Consider the following 26103-nt stretch of genomic DNA (forward strand, 5'->3'; position numbering starts at 1 on the left):
TAGAAAAAAGAGGCCTGAAAACTAATTTCTTTTGAGGAATATTTGATTTATTTTGGGCAAATCTTTTTCTTTGCACAGTTGTTTTAAAACCAAATTATCTATTATTAACTTAAAATTTAAAGCTATGTCAGACATTGCATCAAGAGTTAAGGCAATTATTGTAGACAAGTTGGGCGTTGACGAAACAGAAGTAACCAACGAAGCCAGCTTCACCAACGATTTGGGTGCTGACTCTCTTGACACTGTAGAGCTGATCATGGAATTCGAAAAAGAATTCAACATTGCAATTCCGGATGATCAGGCAGAAAACATCGGCACAGTGGGTGACGCTATTGCTTACATCGAAGAAAATGCAAAGTAATCAGTAAAAAAAAGTAGAGTTATACTTTAAAAGCAGTTATGGAGTTAAAAAGAGTAGTAGTTACAGGGTTGGGTACCATTAATCCGATAGGTAAAACCATCGAAGAGTATTGGGACAACCTGAAAAAAGGAGTAAGTGGTGCTGCACCCATTACTCGATTTGACGCCACCCATTTTAAAACAAAATTTGCTTGCGAGGTAAAAGACTACAATCCTACCGATTACTTCGATCGCAAAGAGGCAAGAAAAATGGACATGTTTGCTCAGTTTGCCATGATCGCGGCTGAGCAAGCATTCCGGGATGCTCAAATTGATCCCCAGGCCATAGACCAGGATATGGCAGGCGTCATCTGGGGTACGGGCATCGGTGGTATCATCACTTTCCTCGACGAAACGCGTTCTTTTGTAAAGAACAATGAAGTACCCCGTTTTAATCCATTCTTCATTCCAAAAATGATCTCTGATATGGCAGCAGGTCATATATCCATGAAGTACGGATTCAGGGGACCCAATTTTGGAACGGTATCGGCTTGTGCGTCTTCAACTCATGCAATTGCAAGCGCTTTAGACCTCATCAGACTCGGGAAGGCTGAAATGTTTATTACAGGAGGTTCGGAAGCTGCAATTAATGAAGCAGGAGTAGGCGGATTTAACGCTATGCAGGCAATTTCTACCCGCAACGACGACCCTGCCACAGCCTCACGACCTTTCGACAAGGACAGAGATGGCTTTGTAATAGGAGAAGGTGCGGGTGCCCTGGTTCTTGAAGAATATGAACACGCTGTGAAACGTGGTGCAAAAAATCTATTGCGAACTGGCAGGGTCAGGTATGACCGCCGATGCCTATCACATGACAGCTCCCGACCCGGAAGGGAAAGGTGCTGAAAAAGTAATGATCAATGCCCTGAAAGATGGAAATATCCGTCCCGATGAAGTGGATTACATCAACGTTCACGGCACTTCCACCCCGCTGGGAGACATCACTGAACCACGTGCCATTCAAAAGGTATTTGGAGACCACGCGTATAAGCTGAGCATCAGCTCCACAAAATCAATGACCGGACACCTGCTGGGTGCTGCCGGGGCTGTAGAGAGCATTGCATCGATTTTGGCAATGAAAAACAGCATTGTTCCTCCTACCATTAATCTTTTTGAGCTCGATCCAGAAATTGATTCAAGACTCAATTTAACAGCCGGAAACGCTCAGGAAAGAAAAATAAAAGTGGTAATGTCGAATAATTTCGGTTTTGGGGGCCACAATGCTTGTGTGGTATTTAAAGCAGTAGAGTAAGTTGTGTTTATACCGCTTTTCAAATCTATAAAACTTTTTTCCCGTAAGGGAAGAAAGTTTTATAAATTTATAAATTCAATAACCGGGATTCGACCCGGCAATATTGACCTGTATCACCAGGCAGTGGTGCATAAATCTGTTATCAGACGAAACAGAAGAAAACCTTTTAACAACGAACGACTCGAATATCTGGGAGATGCCATTCTCGGAGCCGTAGTTGCTCAGGAATTATATCTTCTCTACCCAAACGAAGACGAAGGATTTCTTACAAAAACCCGCTCCCGGATTGTGAGCCGGGCCAATCTTAATCAAATCGCCCTGGACATGGGCCTTCAGGAATGGATACAATTCCATCCTCCCGGAGACATATCACAAACACACATCCTTGGCGATGCACTCGAAGCCATTATAGGCGCTATCTTTCTTGATAAGGGTTACGGAAGTTCACGAAAATTCATCCGAAACCGCATTCTCACCAAATACCTTGATTTAAAACAAATCGTTGAAAATGATACCAATTACAAGTCGATATTAATCGAGTGGGGACAAAAAAATAAGCACCCGGTTCATTTCATCACCGAAGAATACCCGGTAACTGAAGATAACGGTCCTGTTTTTATAGCCAGAGCTATTGTTAATGAAAAAATATCCGGAATGGGGACAGGCAATTCAAAAAAGGAGGCAGAACAAAAAGCTGCGAATGAAGCCTTAGAAAATGTCCAGACAGATACACCTTCATAAATCATCAGGCAAAGTCTTGTGACGCTGATTTCGATAAAAAACAGTGAGTCTGATCCTAAAAGAGCTATTTTTGTCAAAGTCGAGGCACAGGAAATTCTTGAACCGAAATTAACTAAATGTTTATGAGAATTTAAAAATTTACTACACCTATGAGATTGACAAAAAGAAACTTTCTGAAGTAGACTCAACAGTTGATTTCTTCCCTTAGTTGATAAAGCTTTATTAACTGAATATCAAGGTTTAAAGTTAATTATTGTTAATCGCAGTGATTTTCGAAATCAACCCATTATTTTTGTAGTATGAGCAGGAAATTCATTTGGGTATTGACCATTATTATAGCTTTTACTCTGGCGGGACTGATCTATATCCAGACCCTGTGGATAAAAAATGCTACGAAAATAAAGGAGGACCATTTCGATCAGACGGTACGGCAAGTGATGGATCAGGTTATTACCCGTCTTGAAATGAATGAAACATCGAGATTAGGTGCTCAGCTTAAATTAAACCCCATCAACAATCTGCCCGAAAATCTTCGCAAAGAAAACAAATATTTCTCAGGCCAAAGCCACCAACCCCGGAGTGAAGAAGACCCGCAACTCGACATTACCTTTGATTTCTTTATCCAGGGTTCGAAAATGGATACCGAGTTTTCAACCTACAAAAAGGATTCATTGGTTTTTTCCTATCGGGAAACCACTCCGATGATATTCAATAAATCGGAGGTAACGGACCCGCTGGAAATTGCTTTCAACAACATCCAGCATCAGGTTCGCAATAAGATGGAAGAACAACGGAAAAGACTTCTTAAAGACCTTTTTGATGATGTGCCGATAGAGCAACGAGTGGATCGTGAACTGATTGATGCTTTTCTGCTAAAAGAATTTGAAGAAAAAGGCATAAAACTGCCTTACGAGTTTTCGATTGTGGATTCGCGCGGCAAACGTGTAATGTCAACAGTTGGTTTCGATGAAAGTAAGGCCAATAAAATTCACCAGAAATACCTGTTCCCAAACGATTTGCACCCTAAAGCCAACCACATACAGCTCTATTTTCCCGAACGGCCTAACTACATCATGGATTCGATGGGAATGGTAATACCAAGCGCTGTTTTTACATTAATTATGGTACTGGCCTCTATCCTGACACTGATAATCATTGTCCGGCAAAAAAGGCTTGATGAGATAAAAAACGATTTCATCAACAACATGACCCATGAATTTAAGACACCAATTTCCACAATATCGTTGGCATCACAAATGTTAAAAGATGGCTCGATAGCGAAAAGTCCTGATAGTCTGAAACATATATCAAGTGTGATACAGGACGAAAGCAAAAGATTGAGTTTTCAGGTTGAAAAAGTCCTGCAAATGGCTATCTTTGAAAAAGGAAGTGCCGGTTTAAAGATCAAAAAGGTGAATATTAACGAGCTTATTGCCAAAGTCACCAATAACTTTAAGCTGAAGGTAGAAAACAAAGACGGGCAGATCATTGAAAAACTGGAAGCCAAGAATCCGACGGTTTACGTGGACGAAGTACATTTTACAAACGTTATTCATAACCTGCTCGACAATGCACTGAAATACCGCCGTGGAAAGCCGGTTTTTTATGTAAAAACATGGAACCGTCCGAAAAATGGTGTTGTAATATCCATAGAAGATAACGGCATGGGTATTTCAAAAGAAAATATAAAGCGTATCTTTGAAAAGTTTTACCGGGTACCCACCGGCAACATACACAACGTAAAAGGATTTGGTCTTGGGCTTGCTTATGTCAAAAAGATTGTAGAAGACCATGGCGGGACTATTACTGTTGAAAGTGAATTAAATACAGGTACGAAATTTGAAATTTTTTTACCCTTTAAAAATACCAAGGAATGGAAAAAGAATATAAAATTCTCCTGACCGAAGACGACGAGAACTTAGGCATGCTGCTTCGCGAATATCTTGAAGCCAAAGGTTATGAAACCGATCTTGTACCGGATGGCGAACAAGGTTATGATGCATTCATGAACAAAAAATACGATGTATGTATTTTTGATGTCATGATGCCTAAAAAAGACGGATTTACTCTCGCCAAAGAGATCCGAATGGTAAATACTGATGTACCCATTATTTTCCTCACTGCCAAATCAATGAAGGAAGATATTTTTCAGGGGTTCAAGATCGGCGCTGACGATTACATCGCCAAGCCATTCAGTATGGAAGAGCTGCTTTTCCGTATTGAAGCTATTTTGCGTCGTACAAAAGGCGGGCTTGCCAATCAGGAAGTCTTCCAGCTTGGGAAGTACAAATTCGACACCCAAAAGCAACAACTGATCGATGGTGACAAGGTGGTTAAACTAACTACCAAGGAATCCGAATTACTGAAATTGCTTTGTAACAATGCCAACAAGGTATTGGAACGTAATTTCGCCCTCAAAACAATCTGGGTGGACGACAATTACTTCAATGCCCGAAGCATGGACGTGTACATCACCAAGCTCAGGAAGCACCTGAAGGATGAACCTTCCGTTGAGATTATCAACGTGCATGGTAAAGGTTACAAGCTGGTTCTCTGATTTATCCGCGGTCAGGAAAAGCAGAATCAATAATATCTGCCGGCCCGATAAGGAAAATTATACCGGGCCGGGATATTATTTTTTGTCCCATTTTTATATGATTACTTCTTCCGGGAGCTACGAAAACTAACGGCCAGACCGATTTCCAACCAGCCCGATCTCATATCCTCGGCATCTTCACTGTTCGAATGCAGATTATAATGATATCTTCCTTCGAGAGATAGTCTCATGTTTCCTAACAGAAAACCGTAATCAATCCCTCCTGCCAGTCCGAAAAGCGTCCTTCTGTCAAAAACAACATCATCCTGATGGTCAAGCACCATCTGTAAATAGGAGCCGACATTCAATCCAATATCATGCTTTCTTCCCAACGGAAATCTTACCCGCGTCATAAAAGGAGTGTGAATAAAGCTGTACGAATAATCTGTTCCTTCCGAGCTGAACGACAACCGGTTATAATTCACCTCCATCAAAAAACCCATATTTTTTGTCTGCATGTGAAGGTACCGGACGCCGACCACGGGGCCTGCAAAGTTACTTCCCACATCGTCATCCGATATGTATGCCTTGGCAAAACTTGCCGAAGATTTAACCCCCATTTCAAAAAACGGGGTGAATTCGCTTTGAGCAAACATGCCGGCATTTAACAGCAAAAAGGCAGAAACAAAAAAAAGCAGTTGTCTCATATATAGATTATTGGATTTTCAGATATCAGATGGTTAACCTCCGGCATTTTTATTAATCGAGTTTCAGTACTTCAAGAAAAGCCTTTTGAGGCACTTCAACATTCCCGACCTGTTTCATCCGTTTTTTCCCTCTTTTCTGTTTTTCCAACAGTTTCCGTTTTCGTGTAATATCGCCGCCATAACATTTGGCTGTAACATCTTTGCGGAGTGCTTTAACCGTTTCGCGTGCAATAATCTTTGATCCGATAGCCGCCTGAATGGCCACATCAAACTGCTGTCGTGGTATTAACTCTTTCAGCTTTTCGCACATACGGCGTCCCAAAGGGTAGGCATTGTCGATATGCGTCAGTGTCGAAAGTGCATCAACCGGCTCGCCGTTCAGAAGCACATCCAGACGTGCCAGTTTTGATGCACGATAACCCGTTGTATAATAATCAAACGAAGCATATCCTTTGGAGATACTTTTCAATTTGTCATAGAAATCAAAAACAATTTCGGCCAGTGGCATATCAAAACTCAACTCCACTCTGTTGGAAGTAAGGTAGTGCTGGTTGACCAATTCTCCCCTTTTACTTAAACACAAAGTCATTATAGGGCCGATAAAATCGGATCTGGAAATAATCTGAGCACGAATATAAGGTTCTTCCACATGATCGATAACCGTTGGCTCAGGTAACCCCGAGGGATTGTGAACTTCGAGCACTTCCCCTTGTCTCGTATGAACCTGATACGGAACGTTGGGTACGGTTGTAATCACATCCATATCGAATTCCCGGTCGAGTCGTTCCTGAACAATCTCCATGTGAAGCATTCCGAGGAACCCGCACCGGAATCCAAAGCCGAGTGCCACAGACGATTCCGGTTGAAATGTCAGGGATGCATCGTTGAGTTGGAGTTTTTCGATGGCTGCGCGCAAATCTTCATAGTCATCCGTATCAATGGGATAAACGCCCGCAAAGACCATTGGTTTAACTTCCTCGAAGCCCGATATAGCTTTCGAGCAGGGACGGGCAACGTGAGTGATGGTATCGCCGACCTTAACTTCCTTACTCGTTTTAATGCCTGAGATGATATACCCAACGTCACCGGTGCTGAGCACATCACGAGGAACCATTCCAAGTTTCAGGACGCCAATTTCTTCGGCTTCATATTGACGGCCCGTATTCACAAATTTTACTTTATCCCCTTTACGTATCTCGCCGTTGAACACTTTAAAATAGGCAATAATTCCCCTGAAATTATTAAATACCGAGTCAAAGATAAGAGCCTGAAGAGGTGCATTAGGATCGCCGACCGGTGGAGGTATCCGTTCCACTATGGCATCGAGTATCTCTTCGGCACCCATCCCGGTTTTACCGCTTGCACGTATGATATCACTCCTGTCGCAGCCTATCAGGTCAATAATCTGATCCTCCACTTCTTCGGGCATTGCACTCTCCATATCCATTTTGTTAAGTACAGGAATTATGGTAAGATTGTGGTCGACAGCCAGATACAAATTACTTATGGTTTGCGCCTGAATTCCCTGTGTGGCATCCACAATCAAAAGCGCTCCTTCACAAGAGGCGATTGAACGCGATACTTCATAAGAAAAATCAACATGTCCGGGAGTATCTATCAAATTCAATGTAAAAATTTCATCTCCTTTAGGATATTGCATCTGTATGGCATGACTCTTAATGGTAATTCCCCGCTCCCGCTCCAGATCCATACTGTCCAGGGTTTGTTCGAGCAATTCGCGATCGGTCACTGTTTTGGTTCGTTCCAGTAACCTGTCAGCCAAAGTACTCTTACCGTGGTCGATATGGGCAATGATGCAAAAGTTCCTTATATTCTTCATGTATAAATATGTTTTCTGTGATCTGCTGTTGTATTGCCAAATGCTCATGATCCGGATTCACGTTTGCAAAGATATTTAAATAATGGATTATTACATTGGCTGTTTCAATATCTTTAGTCTTATTGCTGTAACAGGGTTAAACATTACCCAAATTATTGCAAGCAATGTGTCCGAACGGCTCTGTCGCTTTGCTAAGGAATAAGCAAAAACCGACGCCGAAAGTGTCGTATATTAATGACAAAAGCGCAAATTGGAAAAGATAAACAACATAAATCCCGGTGAAACGAGCATGACAAGGTTTGCCTTAATAGATTATCAGATTTTTAGATATAAGTAATTTAGTCATTAGTTTTTAGTCAGTAGTTTTTAGTCAGTAGTTTTTAGTCAGTAGTTTTTAGTCAGTAGTTTTTAGTCAGTAGTTTTTAGTCAGTAGTTTTTAGTCAGTAGCCAGTAGTGTGAATTATAAACACAACATACGTCTTTGCGTTTAAGCTTTTTTTTTCCAACCCCATGCAACACAACAGTTTGTCCGTATAAAGAAAAAATATTTATAGTGAAACGAGCATGACAAAGTTTGTCTCAAAAAAACATGTATAATTAACCTCTAATCATCAAAGAAACCAAAAACAGGTAACAGATTCTTCGTCGTTACCTCCTCAGAATGACATTAGACAGTCTGTCATTCTGAGCGGAGCGAAAAATCTCATAAGTGGCAAAGATTCTTTGAATGATAAAAAACGACGAAAGGAACGTGTTGTAACAAGAGAAAGATTCTTCGTCGTGCCTCCTCAGAATGACACTGACCGCTCTGTCATTCTGAGCGAAGCGAAGAATCTACTGTCAATTAAAATATGATAAGTTGCATCATTTCAATAACTTAAATATATTTTATACGGATAAAATGAGCATGGGCAAAAATTGTTATAAAATTGTTAGGACTGTTAGATTGTTAGGACTGTTAAATTGTTAGATTGTTAGGATTGTTAGCTAATGTAATAAAACTTATAACATTCTAATAACTAACACATTAACAATTCTAACAATTCTAACAGCCGTAACAATTTATTAAATGTAAGATGAGTGCAGTATAAAAAGCATATTTTTGTCAAAATCAAGGCGTTTTAAATTTTTGTACCGGAGTTAACTTGTTGTTAATGAGGATGCAAAAATTTAAAACAACACCGAGTTTGGCAACAAAGATGCTTTTTAGACTGGGCTCTAAGATGAAATGAACACAGATAGGGGTTCTTTTTTGGTCAATGCCAAAAAGAACAATGGAAAATAAATTTGAAACAGGCTGCTGACTTTTTCAGCAGCCTCTACGTAGAGTTCTTATTTTGAGAAATCTGAAAAGTTTTGGCCCGGAATACAGGATGATTATGATTTGGAAAAAAGAAAAATAACCCAAAGGGAAATTGCAGATAATTAAAAAATAATCCGGTTTTGCCTTGAAATTGGTCTAAAAATCGCGTAAAATAGCACCCTTAAAAATCATACGGATGAAACGAGCATGAAAAGTTTGCCTTAATAGATTATCAGATTTTTAGATATAAGATTTAAGATGAAATGAACATAGATAGGTTTTCCACAATAAGAATATGGATAAATCTTTCATGCGAGTTCCATCCGACCTTAATAAATAAATTTTATACGGATGAATAAAATAATTGTAACCGGCTGTGCCGGATTTATCGGTTCCCATTTATCAGAAACATTACTAAAAGAAGGGCATAAAGTTATTGGCATCGATAATTTCGACTCCTATTACAGTCCTGCCATAAAAAGAGACAATCTGAAGAATTGTTTGTCTGACAAAAATTTTCTGTTTTTTGAGAAAGATTTAAGAGATGAAGCTTCTGTTCACAAAATCTTCTCCGAAGGCGCTGATATCGTCGTTCATCTTGCAGGGAAAGCCGGTGTACGTCCAAGTATTGAAGCCCCGCAAAGTTATATCGACCATAACATTACATCGACAAGAGTTGTGCTCGATGCTATGAAAAAAAACAACATTACTAAACTGGCTTTTGCAAGCTCTTCGTCGGTATATGGTAACAATCCGCAAACGCCGTGGCACGAGGACATAAATGTTGACAACCCCGTCTCGCCTTACGCATTCTCAAAAAAATCGTGCGAACTTTTAAATTACACCTGGCATCATTTATACAAATTCGACATCATTAATATGCGGTTCTTTACGGTATACGGGCCCCGTCAGCGTCCCGACCTGGCCATTCATAAATTTACTCGTATGATGTTCGAAAATGTTCCGCTTACCTTGTTCGGCGATGGCAGTTCAGCCAGAGATTACACCTACGTTTCGGATACCGTGAGCGGAATACTTGGGGTTATCAGTTACCTGATGTCGCACAATTCTGTATTCGAGATAGTAAATCTGGGCAACAATCATCCGGTAACTTTAAAAGAGCTCGTTCAAAAGATAAGCCAGGTCACGGGCATAGACCCCAAAATTGAAAGGTTACCTGTACAGCCCGGTGATGTCGATATCACTTATGCCGATATCAGGAAAGCCAAACGGATGATTGGTTATCAGCCTCAGGTAAAGCTTGAAGACGGCCTGACAAATTTCGTGGAATGGTTCAAAAAGAAAAAGGCTGCCCTTTAAAGACAGCCTTTCCTAATGTTATGCTCAGTTTATGTTTTACTGATTACATCATTCCAGGCATACCGCCTCCCATTCCGGGATTGCCTGCCGGAGCGGGCTCTTCCTCTTTCTCTTCTACCAGTACGCATTCGGTAGTAAGGAACATACCGGCTATAGAAGCAGCATTTTCAAGCGCAATACGGGTCACTTTGGCCGGGTCGATAACACCAGATTTATAGAAGTTCTGATACTCGTCAATTCTGGCATTATATCCGAAGTCGTCTTTGCCATCTTTTACTTTCTGAACGATAACGGCACCTTCTTTACCTGCGTTGGCCACAATTTGCCTCAATGGCTCTTCGATAGCCCGCTTCACGATTTCAATTCCGGTAGTCTGGTCGTCGTTTTCACCTTTAAGTTTTTCAAGTTCTGCAATAGCACGTATATAGGCAACACCACCACCGGGAACAATACCTTCTTCAACAGCAGCACGTGTAGCACTCAGCGCATCTTCCACACGGTCTTTCTTTTCCTTCATTTCTACTTCGGAAGCAGCACCAACGTATAGTACAGCTACACCACCGGCCAGTTTGGCCAGACGTTCCTGAAGTTTTTCCTTATCGTAATCTGAAGTGGTGTTGGCAATTTGAGCTTTAATCTGCTGGGTACGCTGTTGAATAGCATCCTTATCGCCTAAACCGTTAACCACTGTTGTATTTTCTTTGTCAATGGTTACTTTCTCAGCTTGTCCAAGCATGTCTATGTTGGCATTTTCGAGCTTCAGTCCGGTTTCTTCAGAAATTACGGTACCTCCGGTCAGTACAGCCAGGTCCTGAAGCATCTCCTTACGGCGATCGCCAAAGCCAGGAGCTTTAACAGCAGCTACTTTCAACGAACCTCTCAGGCGGTTAACGACCAGAGTAGCCAGCGCTTCACCGTCAACATCTTCGGCGACGATAAGCAACGGACGACCTGATTGGGCAGTTTGTTCAAGAACAGGCAGCAAATCCTTCATGGTGCTGATCTTCTTATCGTGAATCAGGATGTAAGCATTCTCCAGTTCAGCCTGCATCTTCTCGGTATTGGTAACAAAATAAGGAGAAATATAGCCACGGTCGAATTGCATACCTTCAACCACTTCAACAGTGGTTTCGATGCCTTTGGCTTCCTCGACGGTAATCACACCTTCGTGCCCTACCTTGTCCATGGCCTCGGCAATAAGCCGGCCGATTTCATCATCATTATTGGCAGAAATACGGGCAACCTGTTCAATCTTGCTGTTGTCTTCACCAACAACCTGAGCCTGTTTGCGAATATTTTCAACGACTTTGGCTACAGCCAGATCGATACCCCTTTTGAGTTCCATTGGGTTCGCACCGGCAGTAACGTTTTTGAGGCCGACATTTACAATAGCCTGAGCCAAAACTGTGGCTGTAGTCGTACCATCCCCGGCATCATCGCCGGTTTTTGATGCCACCTCTTTCACCATTTGAGCGCCCAGGTTGGCATAAGGCTCTTTCAGTTCAATCTCTTTGGCAACGGTTACACCATCTTTAGTAATCTGCGGTGCACCATATTTTTTGTCGATAACAACGTTACGCCCATTGGGGCCCAGTGTTACTTTTACAGCATTTGCAAGCTGATCAATACCTCTCTGAAGCCTTTCACGGGCATCAATATCAAATTTAATCTCTTTAGCCATATTCTTTGAAATTTAGTAATGTTTTTAAGTTAAAATTACGCAATGTAAAGAATGTCATTCTGCGAGATGAGCAAATAATCCTCACCGTCGATGTTCAGTTCGGTTCCGGCGTATTTTCCATACAATACCACATCCCCGGGTTTTACCTGCATAGGTTCATCTTTTTTGTCAGCACCAACTAAAACCACTTCTCCTTTTTGCGGTTTCTCCTTAGCTGAATCAGGGATGATTATTCCACTTGAAGTCTTTTCTTCGGCTGCCTGTGGTTTTACCAAAACCTTGCCGGCAAGAATTTTTCCTTTCAATGTTGACATTTCTATTTTATTTAGACGTTAAACAAAATTAATTATTCCGCCCACCATTCATTCACAAACTATGCCAAAGCCAGGGAAGCACTAAAAAAGAAGGAAAGGAGGACATTTTTACAGCATAGCCAAAAATTGTCGTAAAAATCAAAATCCACAAAACTTTTATAAAGCCCTGGTTTCGATACTCCGATAAAACTCCAGACATATTATATATCAGCCTTTTAAAAGCAGAAGCCCTTTGAAAGCAGGCAAAAAAAAAGTGTCAGCGGTTGCTGACACTCTGTCATTTTTCTTGTCAGTAATATTTTCTCAGAGGCTGTCACCTACAGTTCCCCCCGAGGGTGTTGCTTCTCCTTCACCAACGCCAAAATCAGGAAGCTCCTGTGTAGGTGCGGTCATATTTTGAATCTCTTCATCAATCGCAGAACCTGACTGCATCTGCCCTTTTGGTAATACCATAACAGATACGAATGACAGAACCAATAGAGCGCCGGCAAGCGTCCATGTTGCTTTTTCCAGAAAATCGGCAGTTTTTCGAACACCCATCACCTGGTTGGAGGCTGAAAAATTTGAGGCCAGTCCGCCACCTTTGGAATTCTGAACCAGAACTATCAGTATCAGTAAAATACTGACCAGAATGACCAAAACCGAAACAAATTGATACATATCTTTCTAAATTACTGTTTATTAATAAGCTCTTCCATTTCTTCAATACGACCTGCAAAGTAAACACTTTTTTCGGGATATTTCAAGCGCAAACGTTCGAATATCTCTATCGCCTTTTGATAACGGCCCTGTTTGATATGAATGTTTGCCAGCGTTTCGGTCATCAGATCATCATTCTCCTCAAAACTTTTCACGGAAAAATCTTTGTCAGAGACCGAATTATTGTTTGATGGCACAATTCGCGTTTGACTGCCTGCATTATTGAGAAAGTTGTCTATAAGCTCCATTTTGCCACCTTGTTTTGATTTTGAAGTTTGCTCTTTCTCAGCATTTGTGCCTTTATCCACGGGCTGATGTCTTAACAGATAAAGCCACTCCGAAAACGAATGATTTTCATTAAAATCAACGGGAGGCTTGGATACTTCAGACTCGAGAGAATAGGCAGATGAATAAGCTTCTTTCTCATAATCAAGCAAGTCGGCAGCAGGTAACACAAGATCGGGATTGTGCTCTTTCCTGCCGGAGGCTTCTTCTTCGGCATCTGCCTTTTCATCGCCGCTTTCCTCATCAATACCTGAGAAGTTTATCTGTTCGCCATTTGCAGATGTAATGGTATCATCAACCTCAAAATAATTGGCATCATCGCCCACTATCAACTCCAGACTCGAGGACCGGTGGTCAGCTTCTTCCCTGCCCTGCTCATGGGAAAGAATTTCAACAGATGGAGTCTCTCTCTGATCTCCGCTTACTCTTTCAGCCGCTGAAAGATTCTGATCGGCTGTTTCATCCTTATCAGAAGATGTGCCGTCAATGCGGGACTTCTCTGTAGATGCCATTGAAGAAAACACATCGTTTATCAGGAAAAACAACTTCGACCGATCGGGAATATAAGCAGCAGCCAGTTTGAGTTCACTATTAAACCGTATGTGGTCAAGCTTGTGAAGATTTTTGATCCACAGCATCCTCCCTGCCTGAAAAAACGGATAGGTATCAAGAACTTCCTTAAGCGTCTCAAGAGTTTGTTCATCCAGCATTTCAGGGGCTGATACCAGATCAATTAGTCGCATACGGCCCATAACATACAATTTTACCAATCGGCAAACGCTTTGTTAAAAATATTCTCGGTGAGCTCTTCCACAATCTCACTAACCAACTGATCCTCGATGGCTGTAATGTTTTGCTCACTCGGAAAATCGCGATATGCCGAAAACGAAGATTCCCAACTTTTTTCGGGGTCTTTAAAGTTTTCGTATCGAACATTAATTCTTACGGTCAAACGTGTTTCGGCCGAAACAGCATCTGCCTGAATGGCAAGTGGTTCTGTTTCGTAACCCGTTATTTCTCCTGAAAAGTCAACATCTCCCGTTTCTTCAGCAAGTATAAGCCTCGAACCGTTAATAACCCTGTCTTTCAGGGCTTCGGTAAGGGTCTGGCTTAAAACAGGATTTATATATGGTGCTCTGTTGTCGAACGTCTGAACAGATGCAGTTCTCACATTTTCGGGAATGGATGCCCCGTCGAATGTCATCTGAATGGCACATCCCTGCATCAGAAAGGCCACAACTAAAACACACGCACCTTTTGTTATGATATTCTTTATCTGATGTTTATTCATCCGTATAAAATTTATTTAAGTTATTGGTCGAATGGAACTCGCATGATTGATTATATACATCAACTTTTGTGACAATCTTTGTCATGCCCGTTTCATCTTACATTTAATAAATTGTTACGGCTGTTAGAATTGTTAAAGTTGTTGATGTGTTAGTTGTTAGAATGTTATAAGTTTTATCACATTAGCTAACAATCTAACAATCTAACAATCTAATGACCTAATTACCTAATTACCTAATTACCTATTAAGGCAATCTTTGTCATGCTCGTTTCATCCGTATAAAATTAGTATATGTTGTTGGTCGGATACAACTCACGGTGAATCGTAAGATCGGCGTTAGCCATTTTGTTCATGCCTTCTTGAAAAATTAGCCCTCCGAAATTCATGTTCGTTTCAAAAATTTAAAACAACAATGAGTTTGGCAACAAAGATGCTTTTTAGACCGGGCTCAATCATATAATCTATATCTTAATGCATAAATCTCGTTCCAGTATTTCGTCAGGTTCTCAATATCGCCGCGGAACTGAATTCTGGATTCTTAGGTTTTGAGTCGGGTTCTGGTTGCTCAACCTTAGCCTTAGTCTTAAGGCTTCATTGCCTATTGAACAGATTCTTCGTCGTGCCTCTTCAGAATAACATTTATCTGTCATTCTGATTATCTGTCATTCTGAGCGAAGCGAAGAATCTACACGTCCATTGGGAAAGATTCTTCGTTGTACCTCCCGTCTCTATCCTTTCAACTTTTCACCCCTTCAATCCTTCAATCCTTCTACCTTCTCACCTTTCTACCTTTACTCCATATCCTTGGCCCCATACTTCTGCCTGTCAACCACTTTTAGCCTTCAATATTGTGTTCCTTAATTTTACGATACAAAGTACGCTCCGAAATTCCCAACTCTTTGGCTGCCTGTTTCCGTTTTCCACTATGCTTCTCAAGGGCTTTCTTTATGAGTTCCACCTCTTTTTCTTCGAGGGAGAGCGACTCTTCAACAAACTCTTCGGTATCTTCGATATTATGGTGTTCTTCGGTAGCAGTATTGTTCTGTCTGCTCTGACTGAAAGGAACAATGGTTCCATCTTTGAGTAGCTGGGGATTGGTCAAATCCTGCGCGGTATCCTGATAAAGGTTTTGGATAATTTCGGCATTATCACCTTTTAGGCTGACGTCATTCCCGTGTTGCAAAATTTCCAGCACAAGCTTTTTCAGGTCGTTCATGTCCCTTTTCATATCAAAAAGCACCTTGTAAAGGATTTCGCGCTCGTTAGAGAAATCAGTGCCACCAAATTGATGTTCCCGGTCGCCAATCAAAGCAGGCAGACTATCTCCTTCGTGATAAGGCAGATATTTTTGCAGATCACTGGCTGTCAGTACTCTTTCTTTTTCAATAATAGAAATTTGTTCGGTAATATTTTTCAATTGCCTGATGTTCCCCGGCCACCGGTACCGTTCCAGCATTTCACGGGCGCTCTGGTCGAGCTTAACCGCCGGCATCCGGTAGCGGTCGGCAAAATCGGCAGCAAATTTTCTGAACAACAGATAAATATCCTCAACACGTTCACGAAGGGGCGGAATATTGATGGGAACACTGTTCAAACGATAGAACAGGTCTTCACGAAATTTCCCTTCTTTAATAGCTTTTTCGAGGTTGACATTGGTTGCTGCCACTACCCGGACATTGGTTTTCAATATCCTTGACGAACCCACGCGCATAAATTCGCCGGACTCGAGTACCCTAAGCAGTCGAACCTGCGTGGCAAGAGGAAGTTCTCCTATTTCGTCCAGAAAAATGGTACCTTCATTGGCTTCCTCAAAATATCCTTTACGGTCGGAATAGGCCCCGGTAAAAGCACCCTTTTCGTGACCAAACAATTCGGAGTCGATGGTGCCTTCGGGAATAGCGCCACAGTTAACAGCTACATACGAACCATGTTTACGAATACTATGCTGATGAATAATCTGAGGAAACACCTCCTTACCCGTCCCGCTTTCGCCTGTTATTAGAACCGATAAATCGGTAGGAGCCACCTGAACAGCGACATCAATAGCCCTGTTAAGTGCCTCAGAATTTCCTATAATACCATAACGTTGCTTGATTTGCTGTATATTGACCATAAACCAACTGCTATTTTTTCAGTACTGACTGACAAAGTTACTATTCTTTGTCTGTTTTTCCATTTTACGCATCGATAAAATATAAAAATCCGGGCAAAATATTATTTTGAGGTGCTATAAGTTTTGTCTATTTTTATTCCACGCTGAGAACCCAAAAATTAAGGAACGCTAAAATCGCGAAGAAAAGACTTTATCGTCTTTTGTGACTTTTGCGTGCTAATATTTTGCGGCTTTTGCGTGGAAAATTTTACCAGCACCTCAAAATAATATTGAGTGCAGTCTAAAAAGCCTTTTGACCCCTAAATCCCCTAAAGGGGACTTTTTCAAACTGCTGATTTTTAGCAGTTCCCCTTTAGAGGTCAGGGGTAAAAATGTAAAAATCAGCAGTTTGAAGGCTTTTTATACTACACTCAATTATTTACCCAAAATCCGAGAACAAAATCATATTTTAGATGCATGATTGCTGAAAAAATCAGTGGTGGTGGGTCAAAATCGCTTAGTAATTGTACACGTAAAGTGGCAAAAGATTTCTAATCCATACTTTTTGTATAATACGATACCGAAATCCTTTTAAAATTTTTATCAACATTTTATGGCAATCATATGAAAACAGAAGATATACTCGGAATTATACCTGCAAGGTACGCATCAACCAGATTTCCAGGAAAGCCGCTTGCCGATATTGGTGGAAAACCGATGATACAGCGTGTATATGAACAAGCCTCGAAAGCGTTAACGCAGCTTGTCGTAGCAACCGATGACACCAGAATTATGGAAGCTGTTAAAAATTTCGGTGGCGTGTGTGTAATGACTTCCGACAAGCACCGCAGCGGAACTGACCGCTGCACTGAAGCGCTTGACAAAACCGAGGCATTAAACAATCGTCAATATCAGGTGGTTGTGAACATTCAGGGAGATGAACCATTCATCGATCCACGGCAAATTGAAAAACTTGTTATGTGTTTCTACAATGCCGAAACCGAAATTGCAACACTGGTAAAGCCACTGAAAAACAATAATGATCTATTCGATCCGAACAAACCCAAAGTTGTTTTGAACAGCAGCTCACAGGCATTATATTTCAGTCGTTCGCCCATCCCCCATCTGCGAAATTTCCCTAAAGAGGAATGGCATCAGCACCACAATTATTATATACATATCGGACTCTACGCGTATCGTACCGATGTGCTTAGGGAAATAACCCTCCTCAAGCCCGCTCCCCTGGAAATAGCCGAGTCACTGGAACAACTGAGGTGGCTCGAAAACGGATATGCAATTACTACCCGCAAAACTGAATTTGAAAGCTGGTCCATAGACAGCCCTATGGACATTGATGAACTCAAGAGTAAAGGAATATTTTAAAACTTCACCCATCAGAAGCAGAGACGTAATAACGCGAAGTTTTTATTATGACAGAGTTATGATCGTTTTCCCAAATTTCATAAACAATTGACCAACATGATTTGTATAAATTTAACGAAGTATTGTATAAATACTGGAAACCAAATACTTAACATCTATGAAGACTAAAGTCATAATACTAATTGTCACAGCCATTTTCTTCATAACATTCAACACCAATTCGGAAGAGGTCTCAACAAAAAGCGGAACTTTTAACACAGAGAAAGACCTGCTGCTGATACAATTTGATTGTAAGACCGATGTCGATGACATCCACACTATGGCAGCCCTGGCCACGCTGATGTCAGAAGAAAATTTTTCAGAAGTAAATTACCATGTTGTTACCGGTGCTTATGGCATTCAAGAGGGGCTTTACGTTCCTCCAAATGACTTACTCCAACTTGCTTTTCGTGATAACTGGACAGATGCACATAAAAGTTTTGAATCGGCTGTTAATAAAGTAAAAGAAATAGTTAAAACAACCCTTAAAAATCAAGGTAATGTATGGATTGCAGATGCCGGGCAGTCGGATTTTACCGCTGAAGTAGTTAAAGCAGTCAAAGCTGATATCCCGGAAATAAACACTTCACAACGCATTCATGTAGTGCAACATGCAAACTGGAATGAAGAAGTGACTTCCCCCCTGCGTCTGAGATATGTAAAAGATAATACCTGTTATCATAAAATACCTGACGGAAACGCCGTTGGAAATGGTTCACCGGGATTTCGTTCTCCTGATTATACACACTGGCAAGATAAAGTTACTGACCCCCGATTGGTGGAAATATGGCAGCTTGCCATTGAAATAGCGAACAAATACAATGGGAAAGACGGACGCTACAATAACAAAACCATCTCAGCCGGTGGTTTGGACTTCTCTGATCTCTCCGAAGTTTGTTGGATATTGGGATTAAATGACATAAAAGATACTGAAGAATTCTTTAATTTTATTTCTGATTAGTGCGTTGACAAAACCCTATATGCAGGCGGCGGATTCTTTGCAGTGCAAAGCAGTCACCCGGCTATGCCGCTTTGCACTGCAAAGAAAGCCGAACGTAATCTGCCGTACCGAAGATGGTTCTGCCATTGAACCGGGCAGGTGAGTTAATTTTTCCTATTCTGAAATTTGAAACGAATGATCTATTTCAGGTTGTTTGTGCACTTCACCCGACTACTGAATGTTGACTATAAACAACTATTTACTTACTTTCATCAGTATAAAACAAGTCTAAGTTATTGGCCTGATGGAACTCGCATGAATGAGATTTATACATGTTCTTATGTGACAATTTTTGTCATGCTCGTTTCATTCGGAGGCAATAATATTGTCCCGATTCTGTTTCTTTCCCTTTATTTTTCTTATATTGTGTACAATGAGTTTGACAACAAAGATGCTTTTTATACCCTACTCATTGATTGCAAACGTGCATTTCAATACGAATAACCAAATGGCTTCGTGATATTAAAAAACTTTGACAATTACTGGTATATAAAAAACGAATTCGATGAAAAAACTTCCACTTATAGAAAAGGACGGCTGGCTGGAACCCTTTGCGCCTGCCCTTGAATCTACATATACTGAATACGCTGACCTTTTGGACGAAATCAACGATACCAGTGACGGGATTGTAAATTTTGCCGGCAATCATCTGTTCTTTGGACTGCATCCCTACAACGACGGATGGGTATTTCGCGAATGGGCTCCCAACGCCGAAAAAATATACATAGTCGGAGATTTTTCAAACTGGAAACCGCAAGAATCTTTCCGGCTACAGAAAAAGGACCATGGGATATGGGAAATATATCTTTCCGGCTCCACTTTAAAACATCAGGATTATTTTAAACTATTCGTGGAGTGGGATACCGGTTCGGGATTTCGAATTCCCGCCTATGCCAACCGTGTCATTCAGGATCCCTCCACATTGCTCTTTAGTGCCCAGGTTTGGTGTCCCGATAGAGCATTTCAATGGAACGACCATAACTTTCATCCCGATTTCAAGCACCCGCTCATTTATGAAGCGCATGTTGGCATGGCCCATGAAGAAGAAAGAGTCGGGACATTCAAAGAATTTACAGAAGACATTTTGCCCCGGATTCAAAAGGCAGGATACAACGTCGTACAACTCATGGCCATTCAGGAACATCCATATTACGGAAGTTTTGGCTATCATGTTTCCAACTTTTTTGCACCCAGCAGTCGATTCGGAACACCAGAGGAATTAAAATCACTGATCAACCGCGCCCACGAAATGGGAATGGCTGTAATCATGGATATCGTACATTCGCACGCCGTAAAGAATGAAGAGGAAGGATTGAGTCGCTTTGACGGTACCCTGGATCAATATTTTTACCCGGGCGAACGGGGCTTTCATCCAGCCTGGGATTCGAGGTGCTTCGACTACGGGAAAAAAGAGGTAATGATGTTTTTGCTGTCCAACTGCAGATACTGGATCGACGAATATCATTTCGACGGTTTCCGGTTCGACGGAGTAACCAGTATGCTATATACACATCACGGTCTCGAAAAAGCATTTACCAGCTACCATGATTATTTTGACGGCAGCCGCGACCAAAATGCTCTGGTCTATCTGATGCTGGCCAATCATCTCATCCATAAAATCAAGCCCGGTGCCATCACCATTGCCGAAGAAATGAGTGGCTATCCCGGTACGGGAGCTCCTCCCGAAGATGGAGGACTGGGATTCAACTTTCGCTTATCGATGGGCGTGCCTGATTTTTGGATAAAACTTATCAAAGAGTTTCCGGATGAAGACTGGAACATGGGAACAATATTTCACGAGTTAACCCAACACCGTCCTGAAGAACGTACCATTTCCTATGCAGAATCGCACGACCAGGCGCTTGTTGGCGATAAAACCATTATTTTCCGGCTGGCCGACAAAGAGATGTATGATTTCATGAGCAAAGACAAGCCAAGCCTGATCATCGACAGGGCCATAGCTTTGCATAAAATAATACGGCTGGTTACCATCACTACAGCCAACGGAGGATATCTCAATTTCATGGGCAACGAATTCGGTCATCCCGAGTGGATAGACTTTCCACGTGCAGGAAACAATTGGTCGTACAAATATGCCCGTCGCCAATGGCACCTTGCCGATGATAAAACCCTGAAATATGAGTGGCTTGGAGCTTTCGATCAGGCCATGGTCAGGACTGTTAACGAAGAAAATATTCTAAGCCCTCTGCCGGTTTATCTAAACCTGGCGAACGAAAGTGACAAAATACTCGTTTTCAACAGGGGCAACTTTCTGATGGTCTTCAATTTCCATCCCACACGGTCGTTCCCCGATTATGGAATACCGGTTGCACCCGGAAAATACAAGATCATTCTTAACTCCGACAGGCCTGAATTCGGGGGCTTCGACCGGATTGACCAGCAGCAACTCTATTTTGCCCAACCGGTTGGAGAGAATCCGCGCAACGGCTATCAGCTTAAACTTTATCTGCCCAACCGGACAGGACTGGTGTTGAAAAAAATTCCAACGCCCAGCGTACACTAAATAGTGCCCGTCAACAAAGTCGGAAAAAATTGTGTCTGTTCAGAAAGTGTCATTTACAAGGCTTGAGAGCAGTATAAAAAGCATATTTTTGTCAAAATCAAGGCGCTTTAAATTTTTGTACCGGAGTTAACTTGCTGTTAATGAGGATGCAAAAATTTAAAACAACAACGAGTTTGGCAACAAAGATGCTTTTTAGACTGGGCTCAAGGCTTGCAAAGCCGCCAAAACCGAGTCCCGAGTATGCTTTTTATTCATCAGTATAAAATTAGTCTAAGTTACTGGTCTGATGGAACTCACATGATTGATTATATACATGTTCTTTTGTGACAATCTTTGTCATGCTCGTTTCATTGGTTTTTTTGAAAAAACCTTACAAAAGCTACCCTGGGATAAGTATTTTGGCGGCAAGCTGTAACGCAGCAAATGGTACTTTATGAACAGACACTAAGTAAATCAGTTTAGAACCATCTTACCAGGGCGAAGTCCTGCTGATGAGGCAGATATTCGTTTTTTGGGAACATCCTGATGCCAAACTTGAAGGAACCCGGCAGATTAAGTTTGTACTTCATCTCGTAATAAACCACCGAACCTTCTTTCTTAATCACTTTAAACGGCTCTTTATGCAGAATTGGCGGAAAGTCATCCTCTGTTGATTCCACAATAAGCATTTCGAGGCCAACATCAATATCCTCCAGTTGTTTAAGATCAAGCTTAACCCCGATAATATAATCATCACCAATCCCTAACTCCTGTCGGGCTATATCGGGCATATTAACCTCAAGAAGCTCGATATCATTCCATCCCGACATCACTCTTCGTTTCCATGAAGCAATGTTATGAACCAGTTGGCAATCGTCGGCGCACAATGTCTTCAACCGGTTGTGCATAGGCTGATAAAACCGGGACAGATAATCATCAATCATCCGTCGGGTTGTAAAACGAGGTGCTATATGTGCGATTGAGTTTTTGATGTAACGGACCCATCCAACCGGAACCTCATCTTCATTCACATCATAGAAAAGAGGTACAATTTCATTCTCGAGAATACTGTAAATGGTTGCAGCATCCAAATCGTCCTGAAAATCCTGATTATCGAATGATTTTTTCTCGGTAAGACTCCAGCCGGCTTCCTCTTCAAACCCCTCGTACCACCATCCGTCGAGAACACTAAAATTGAGAACCCCGTTAAGTTCAGCCTTCTGACCACTCGTTCCAGACGCCTCGAGCGGCCGGGTAGGTGTGTTTAGCCACACATCAACGCCACTCACCAGCCGCTTGGCCAGTTCCATGTCATAGTTTTCCAGGAAAATGATTTTACCTATAAATTCGGGTTGTTTGGAAATATCAATAATGTGTTTGATAAGGGCTTTCCCTTCCTCATCGGCCGGATGTGCTTTGCCGGCAAAAATGAACTGAACGGGGCGCTCAGAATCGTTCACAATTTCGGACAACCGTTCAAGGTCCCTGAAAAGCAGGTAAGCGCGCTTATAGGTAGCAAATCGCCGGGCAAATCCAATGGTCAGTGCGTCCTCATTAAGCATATCTAACACCTCCACTATATGACCAGGTGAATCGTGACGCCTGGACATGCTGCTTTCGAGGCGCTGACGCACAAAATCCATCAGCTTCTTCCTCAACACATGCCTTACTTCCCATATTTTCCTGTCAGGAACATCATAAATTCGTTTCCAGTATTCGGTATTGGAAACATCTGACAGAAACTCAGTACCAAACATCTCTTTATAAAATTCCTGCCACTCCGAAACTGTCCATGTCCCATAATGGACACCGTTGGTTACATGCCCGATATGAAGTTCGTCGGGAAAATAGCCACTCCACAGGTTACGGAACATTCTTCGTGTAACACTACCGTGAAGTTCACTCACGCCATTCATTTCCTGCGACGTTTTAGCAGCCAGAACACTCATTGAGAACATTTCATCGGCCCCCGCATGTTCGCGACCAAGGTCCATAAACTCATCCCATGAGATTTTAAGTTTTTCGGGGATATGGCGCAGATAAATACGGAACATATCCTCATCGAATTTATCATGCCCTGCAGGAACCGGTGTATGGGTAGTAAACAGAGAAGAGGCCCTGACAATTTCAAGTGCCTCAGCATAGCTGTACTTTTTTTCAACCAGGTCCACCAGACGTTCTACATTAATCAGAGCCGCGTGTCCTTCATTGATATGAAATATGTCCACCTGGGCATTCAATTCCTCTAAAAGTCTGATTCCTCCAATTCCGAGTAATATCTCCTGCTTCAGTCTGTTTTCCCAGTCACCTCCATATAACTGGTGCGTAATCTGACGGTCGGCCGGCACATTACGTTCCACATCGGCATCAAGCAGATACAAAGAAACTCTTCCCACCTGAGTCTTCCAAACCTTCGCGTACAGACTGCGCCCCGGTAGTTCAATGGAAATATAAAGCGGATGGCCATCCTGGTCACGAATCTCTTTTAGCGGAAGGAGTGAAAAATCCTGAGCTTCATAATTAGCTGTCTGTTCGCCATTGACCGAAAGCGTCTGGCTAAAATAACCGAAGCGGTAAAGCAGCCCGACAGCAACCATTTTCACGCCTCTGTCGCTGGCTTCCTTCAGATAGTCGCCAGCAAGGATTCCAAGACCCCCCGAATAAATTTTAAGTATGTTACTTAACCCATATTCCATGCTGAAATATGCTACGCGGACATCGTCAGAAAAATCTCTGTCCATATAAGCTCTGAATTCCCCGTAAACAGCATCCAGTCTGGCAACAAAATCATCATCGGCAGCCAGTTCGCTGAGGCGCTCATAAGATACTTTATCGAGAAGCTGCACCGGATTTTTTCCAACCTTTTCCCAAATTTCCGGACTCACGGTCTCAAACAAATCCATCAGTTTGTAGTTCCATGTCCACCAAAGATTTCGGGTGAGTTCATGAAGTACTTTAATCCGCCCGGGTAACCTTGATTTTACCACCAGTTTTTTCCATCCCGGAACCGGACTGGTTTGAGGTACCAGTTTAATACGTGCTTCTCTTTTTACTGCTGTAAATTTATCCCGACGATTGTTGACTTCTTTCAGTGCAATATCATAAGCCTTGTAGTAATTTTTAATCAGATTATCCCACTCGAGCAATCCAGCAAGCTCCCTGGCATTCTGCCGAATCGCATCGACCTGTCCGGGGGACTTTTCTGCAAAATCCTCCACCTGCTTTGCAATAGTCTCTACGACCTGAAAATAGTTTTCGTCATCACGCGGAATCACAGCCACGCCTTCGTCGATACCTTTTGAGTGACGTGAAGCCCAAAGTCCGAATCCGGAAAGAGTAGTCGTAACAGAAGGAATGCCATAAGCTACACTTTCATGAAGGGTATATCCCCAAGGTTCATAATAGGAAGGAAACACGCCGATATCCATTCCTATCAGCAGATCATGATATGGAATATTAAAAATGCCATCATCCCCATTCAGATAACAAGGCACAAATATCAGTTTGACTCTTTCGGACAATTCATTGCTAAGATGGATTTCCTGTATCTTATTGATAATGGGATCGTATCCAATATCGTTTAATCCGTGAGTAAGAAAGGGATTGGGAAGTGGGCCGTCGCTCTCCCCTTTTTTCAGCCGGGCAACAAGGTCTTTCCGCGGGCCGTAAGTATTAGCCGGGATCAGGACAAAGGCAAGAATCTCTCTTTTATTGCTGCCATGTTCGTTGAGATGTTTTAAAACATCGAGAAACACATCCGTGCCTTTGTTTCTGTATTCATAACGGCCGCTGTTAACAACAAAGAGCGCATCATCACTAATACTTCCACCAAGCAAAGCGGAGGCCACTGAAGTAAGTTTCTGCCTTGCCTGCTCTCTTTTGCTGAGGTAATCCTGACCGGTTGGAACTATACTGTTGTCAAAGCCGTTAGGTGTTACAACGTCCACTTCGCGAGAGAGGAACCTGGCGCACTCCCTGGCAGAAAGTTCGGAAACGGTAGTAAAACAATCCACATTACATGCGGTGGTCTTTTCCATTGAATGCTTTGATACCACATTGAAATCGACGGCTTTGGCATCGGCATCATACTCATCAAGACGCTGATAAAGAGGCTCGTTATGCCAGCCCAAAGCTCTTCCAACCACAGTAGCATGCGCAGTAAAGATGGTACCTACCTGAAGCAAATGCTCTCTTAAATAAAGGGCCCCACTACCAGTCATCCACTCATTAAAATGAGCCACCACCTTTTCCGTTTCCGAAATGTAAAACTGATAAAAACTTTCAATCACCATCCCGGCGGCATAACCAAACAGGGCAGGTTCCACGTAGTCCCATTGACCAGAAAGGCTGTCGAGCTTAAAACGCTCCCATAGTTTGGCAAAGATTTCATTCTTCTTAACCACCAAGGGACTGAAATCAACCAGGAAAGCCACGGGCTGCCCCGGAATGCTCCAGCGTCCGATTTTTACTCTCAGTCCATCGCGATGCAACATTTCCTGCCATTCGCCAAAAAGATTGGGATCAGGAATAAACTCAGGGTTTTCCCGGGGACCTCTCCAAACATCCGGACCAATAAAGATTAAATTGTCCTTGAATTGCTCAATTAGTGTAGTGGCTTTAGAGGCCAGCACTGTATGTATTCCGCCTGTTTTATTGCAAACTTCCCAACTTGTTTCAAAAACAATGTCCGGCTTTAGATAACTATCCATTATTATGTT

At 42.1% G+C, this 26103-nt stretch carries 19 protein-coding genes; 10 read left to right on the forward strand and 9 right to left on the reverse strand.

The features are described from left to right. Positions 1 to 124 precede the first annotated feature (124 nt). The 6 genes from ATH1_RS0111255 (at position 125) to rprY (ending at position 4949) form a co-directional block, all read left to right on the forward strand. Positions 125 to 361 (forward strand): acyl carrier protein, encoded by a 237-nt coding sequence (locus ATH1_RS0111255; RefSeq protein ID WP_010421658.1) that lies wholly within the window; start codon positions 125 to 127, stop codon positions 359 to 361. Between the two features lie 38 nt (positions 362 to 399). After that, positions 400 to 1245 (forward strand): beta-ketoacyl synthase N-terminal-like domain-containing protein, encoded by an 846-nt coding sequence (locus ATH1_RS19385; protein ID WP_010421661.1) that lies wholly within the window; start codon positions 400 to 402, stop codon positions 1243 to 1245. Further along, positions 1211 to 1651, forward strand: coding sequence for a beta-ketoacyl-[acyl-carrier-protein] synthase family protein (locus ATH1_RS22250; protein WP_245531773.1), 441 nt, complete (start codon positions 1211 to 1213; stop codon positions 1649 to 1651). The genes ATH1_RS19385 and ATH1_RS22250 overlap by 35 nt, the downstream gene beginning before the upstream one ends. 3 nt (positions 1652 to 1654) lie before the next feature. After that, positions 1655 to 2392, forward strand: a complete 738-nt coding sequence (gene rnc, locus ATH1_RS0111265; RefSeq protein WP_010421668.1) for a ribonuclease III — start codon at positions 1655 to 1657, stop codon at positions 2390 to 2392. Between the two features lie 299 nt (positions 2393 to 2691). Next, a complete protein-coding gene (locus tag ATH1_RS0111270) occupies positions 2692 to 4293 on the forward strand; it encodes a sensor histidine kinase (RefSeq protein ID WP_010421670.1) in 1602 nt (533 codons plus the stop codon). After that, positions 4266 to 4949: a response regulator transcription factor RprY gene (rprY, locus tag ATH1_RS0111275; RefSeq protein WP_016777323.1), complete on the forward strand. Its 684-nt coding sequence runs from the start codon at positions 4266 to 4268 to the stop codon at positions 4947 to 4949. Before ATH1_RS0111270 ends, rprY begins: the two co-directional genes overlap by 28 nt. Positions 4950 to 5050: 101 nt before the next feature. Here rprY and ATH1_RS0111285 read toward each other — a convergent pair whose 3' ends face one another. Continuing rightward, positions 5051 to 5635, reverse strand: coding sequence for an outer membrane beta-barrel protein (locus ATH1_RS0111285; protein ID WP_010421677.1), 585 nt, complete (start codon positions 5633 to 5635; stop codon positions 5051 to 5053). Between the two features lie 52 nt (positions 5636 to 5687). Further along, positions 5688 to 7475 (reverse strand): translation elongation factor 4, encoded by a 1788-nt coding sequence (gene lepA, locus ATH1_RS0111290; protein ID WP_010421679.1) that lies wholly within the window; start codon positions 7473 to 7475, stop codon positions 5688 to 5690. A 1654-nt stretch (positions 7476 to 9129) separates the two neighbouring features. On the opposite strand from lepA, the gene ATH1_RS0111295 reads away from it, so the two are divergent. Beyond that, positions 9130 to 10098: a GDP-mannose 4,6-dehydratase gene (locus tag ATH1_RS0111295; protein ID WP_010421681.1), complete on the forward strand. Its 969-nt coding sequence runs from the start codon at positions 9130 to 9132 to the stop codon at positions 10096 to 10098. Between the two features lie 43 nt (positions 10099 to 10141). On the opposite strand, the gene groL is transcribed toward ATH1_RS0111295, so the two are convergent. The 6 genes from groL to ATH1_RS0111325 all read right to left on the reverse strand — a co-directional run bounded on the left by groL (position 10142) and on the right by ATH1_RS0111325 (position 16481). Continuing rightward, positions 10142 to 11779, reverse strand: a complete 1638-nt coding sequence (gene groL / locus ATH1_RS0111300; RefSeq protein ID WP_010421683.1) for a chaperonin GroEL — start codon at positions 11777 to 11779, stop codon at positions 10142 to 10144. A 35-nt stretch (positions 11780 to 11814) separates the two neighbouring features. Then, positions 11815 to 12093: a co-chaperone GroES gene (locus ATH1_RS0111305; RefSeq protein WP_010421684.1), complete on the reverse strand. Its 279-nt coding sequence runs from the start codon at positions 12091 to 12093 to the stop codon at positions 11815 to 11817. Between the two features lie 303 nt (positions 12094 to 12396). Further along, positions 12397 to 12753, reverse strand: a complete 357-nt coding sequence (gene secG / locus ATH1_RS0111310) for a preprotein translocase subunit SecG (RefSeq protein WP_010421685.1) — start codon at positions 12751 to 12753, stop codon at positions 12397 to 12399. A gap of 11 nt (positions 12754 to 12764) precedes the next feature. Next, a complete protein-coding gene (locus ATH1_RS0111315) occupies positions 12765 to 13829 on the reverse strand; it encodes a tetratricopeptide repeat protein (RefSeq protein WP_029164095.1) in 1065 nt (354 codons plus the stop codon). An 11-nt stretch (positions 13830 to 13840) separates the two neighbouring features. Beyond that, a complete protein-coding gene (locus tag ATH1_RS0111320) occupies positions 13841 to 14368 on the reverse strand; it encodes an LptE family protein (RefSeq protein WP_010421687.1) in 528 nt (175 codons plus the stop codon). 835 nt (positions 14369 to 15203) lie between these two features. After that, complete coding sequence (locus ATH1_RS0111325) at positions 15204 to 16481, reverse strand: sigma-54 interaction domain-containing protein (RefSeq protein ID WP_010421690.1); 1278 nt, start codon at positions 16479 to 16481, stop codon at positions 15204 to 15206. 603 nt (positions 16482 to 17084) lie between these two features. Here ATH1_RS0111325 and kdsB point away from each other — a divergent pair. The 3 genes from kdsB to ATH1_RS0111350 all read left to right on the forward strand — a co-directional run bounded on the left by kdsB (position 17085) and on the right by ATH1_RS0111350 (position 21406). Continuing rightward, positions 17085 to 17843: a 3-deoxy-manno-octulosonate cytidylyltransferase gene (gene kdsB / locus ATH1_RS0111330; RefSeq protein ID WP_010421691.1), complete on the forward strand. Its 759-nt coding sequence runs from the start codon at positions 17085 to 17087 to the stop codon at positions 17841 to 17843. 157 nt (positions 17844 to 18000) lie between these two features. Next, positions 18001 to 18843 carry a hypothetical protein gene (locus tag ATH1_RS0111335; RefSeq protein WP_010421693.1) on the forward strand — a complete coding sequence of 281 codons (843 nt, stop codon included), beginning with the start codon at positions 18001 to 18003 and terminating at the stop codon, positions 18841 to 18843. 544 nt (positions 18844 to 19387) lie between these two features. Then, on the forward strand, positions 19388 to 21406 hold the full coding sequence (locus ATH1_RS0111350) for an alpha amylase C-terminal domain-containing protein (RefSeq protein ID WP_010421699.1): 2019 nt from the start codon (positions 19388 to 19390) through the stop codon (positions 21404 to 21406). 458 nt (positions 21407 to 21864) lie between these two features. Here ATH1_RS0111350 and glgP read toward each other — a convergent pair whose 3' ends face one another. Next, entirely contained in the window at positions 21865 to 26094 is a 4230-nt protein-coding gene (glgP, locus tag ATH1_RS0111355) for an alpha-glucan family phosphorylase (protein WP_010421701.1), read from the reverse strand. Positions 26095 to 26103 lie beyond the last annotated feature (9 nt).

This window comes from Anaerophaga thermohalophila DSM 12881 (assembly GCF_000191885.1).
Lineage (GTDB): Bacteria > Bacteroidota > Bacteroidia > Bacteroidales > Marinilabiliaceae > Anaerophaga > Anaerophaga thermohalophila.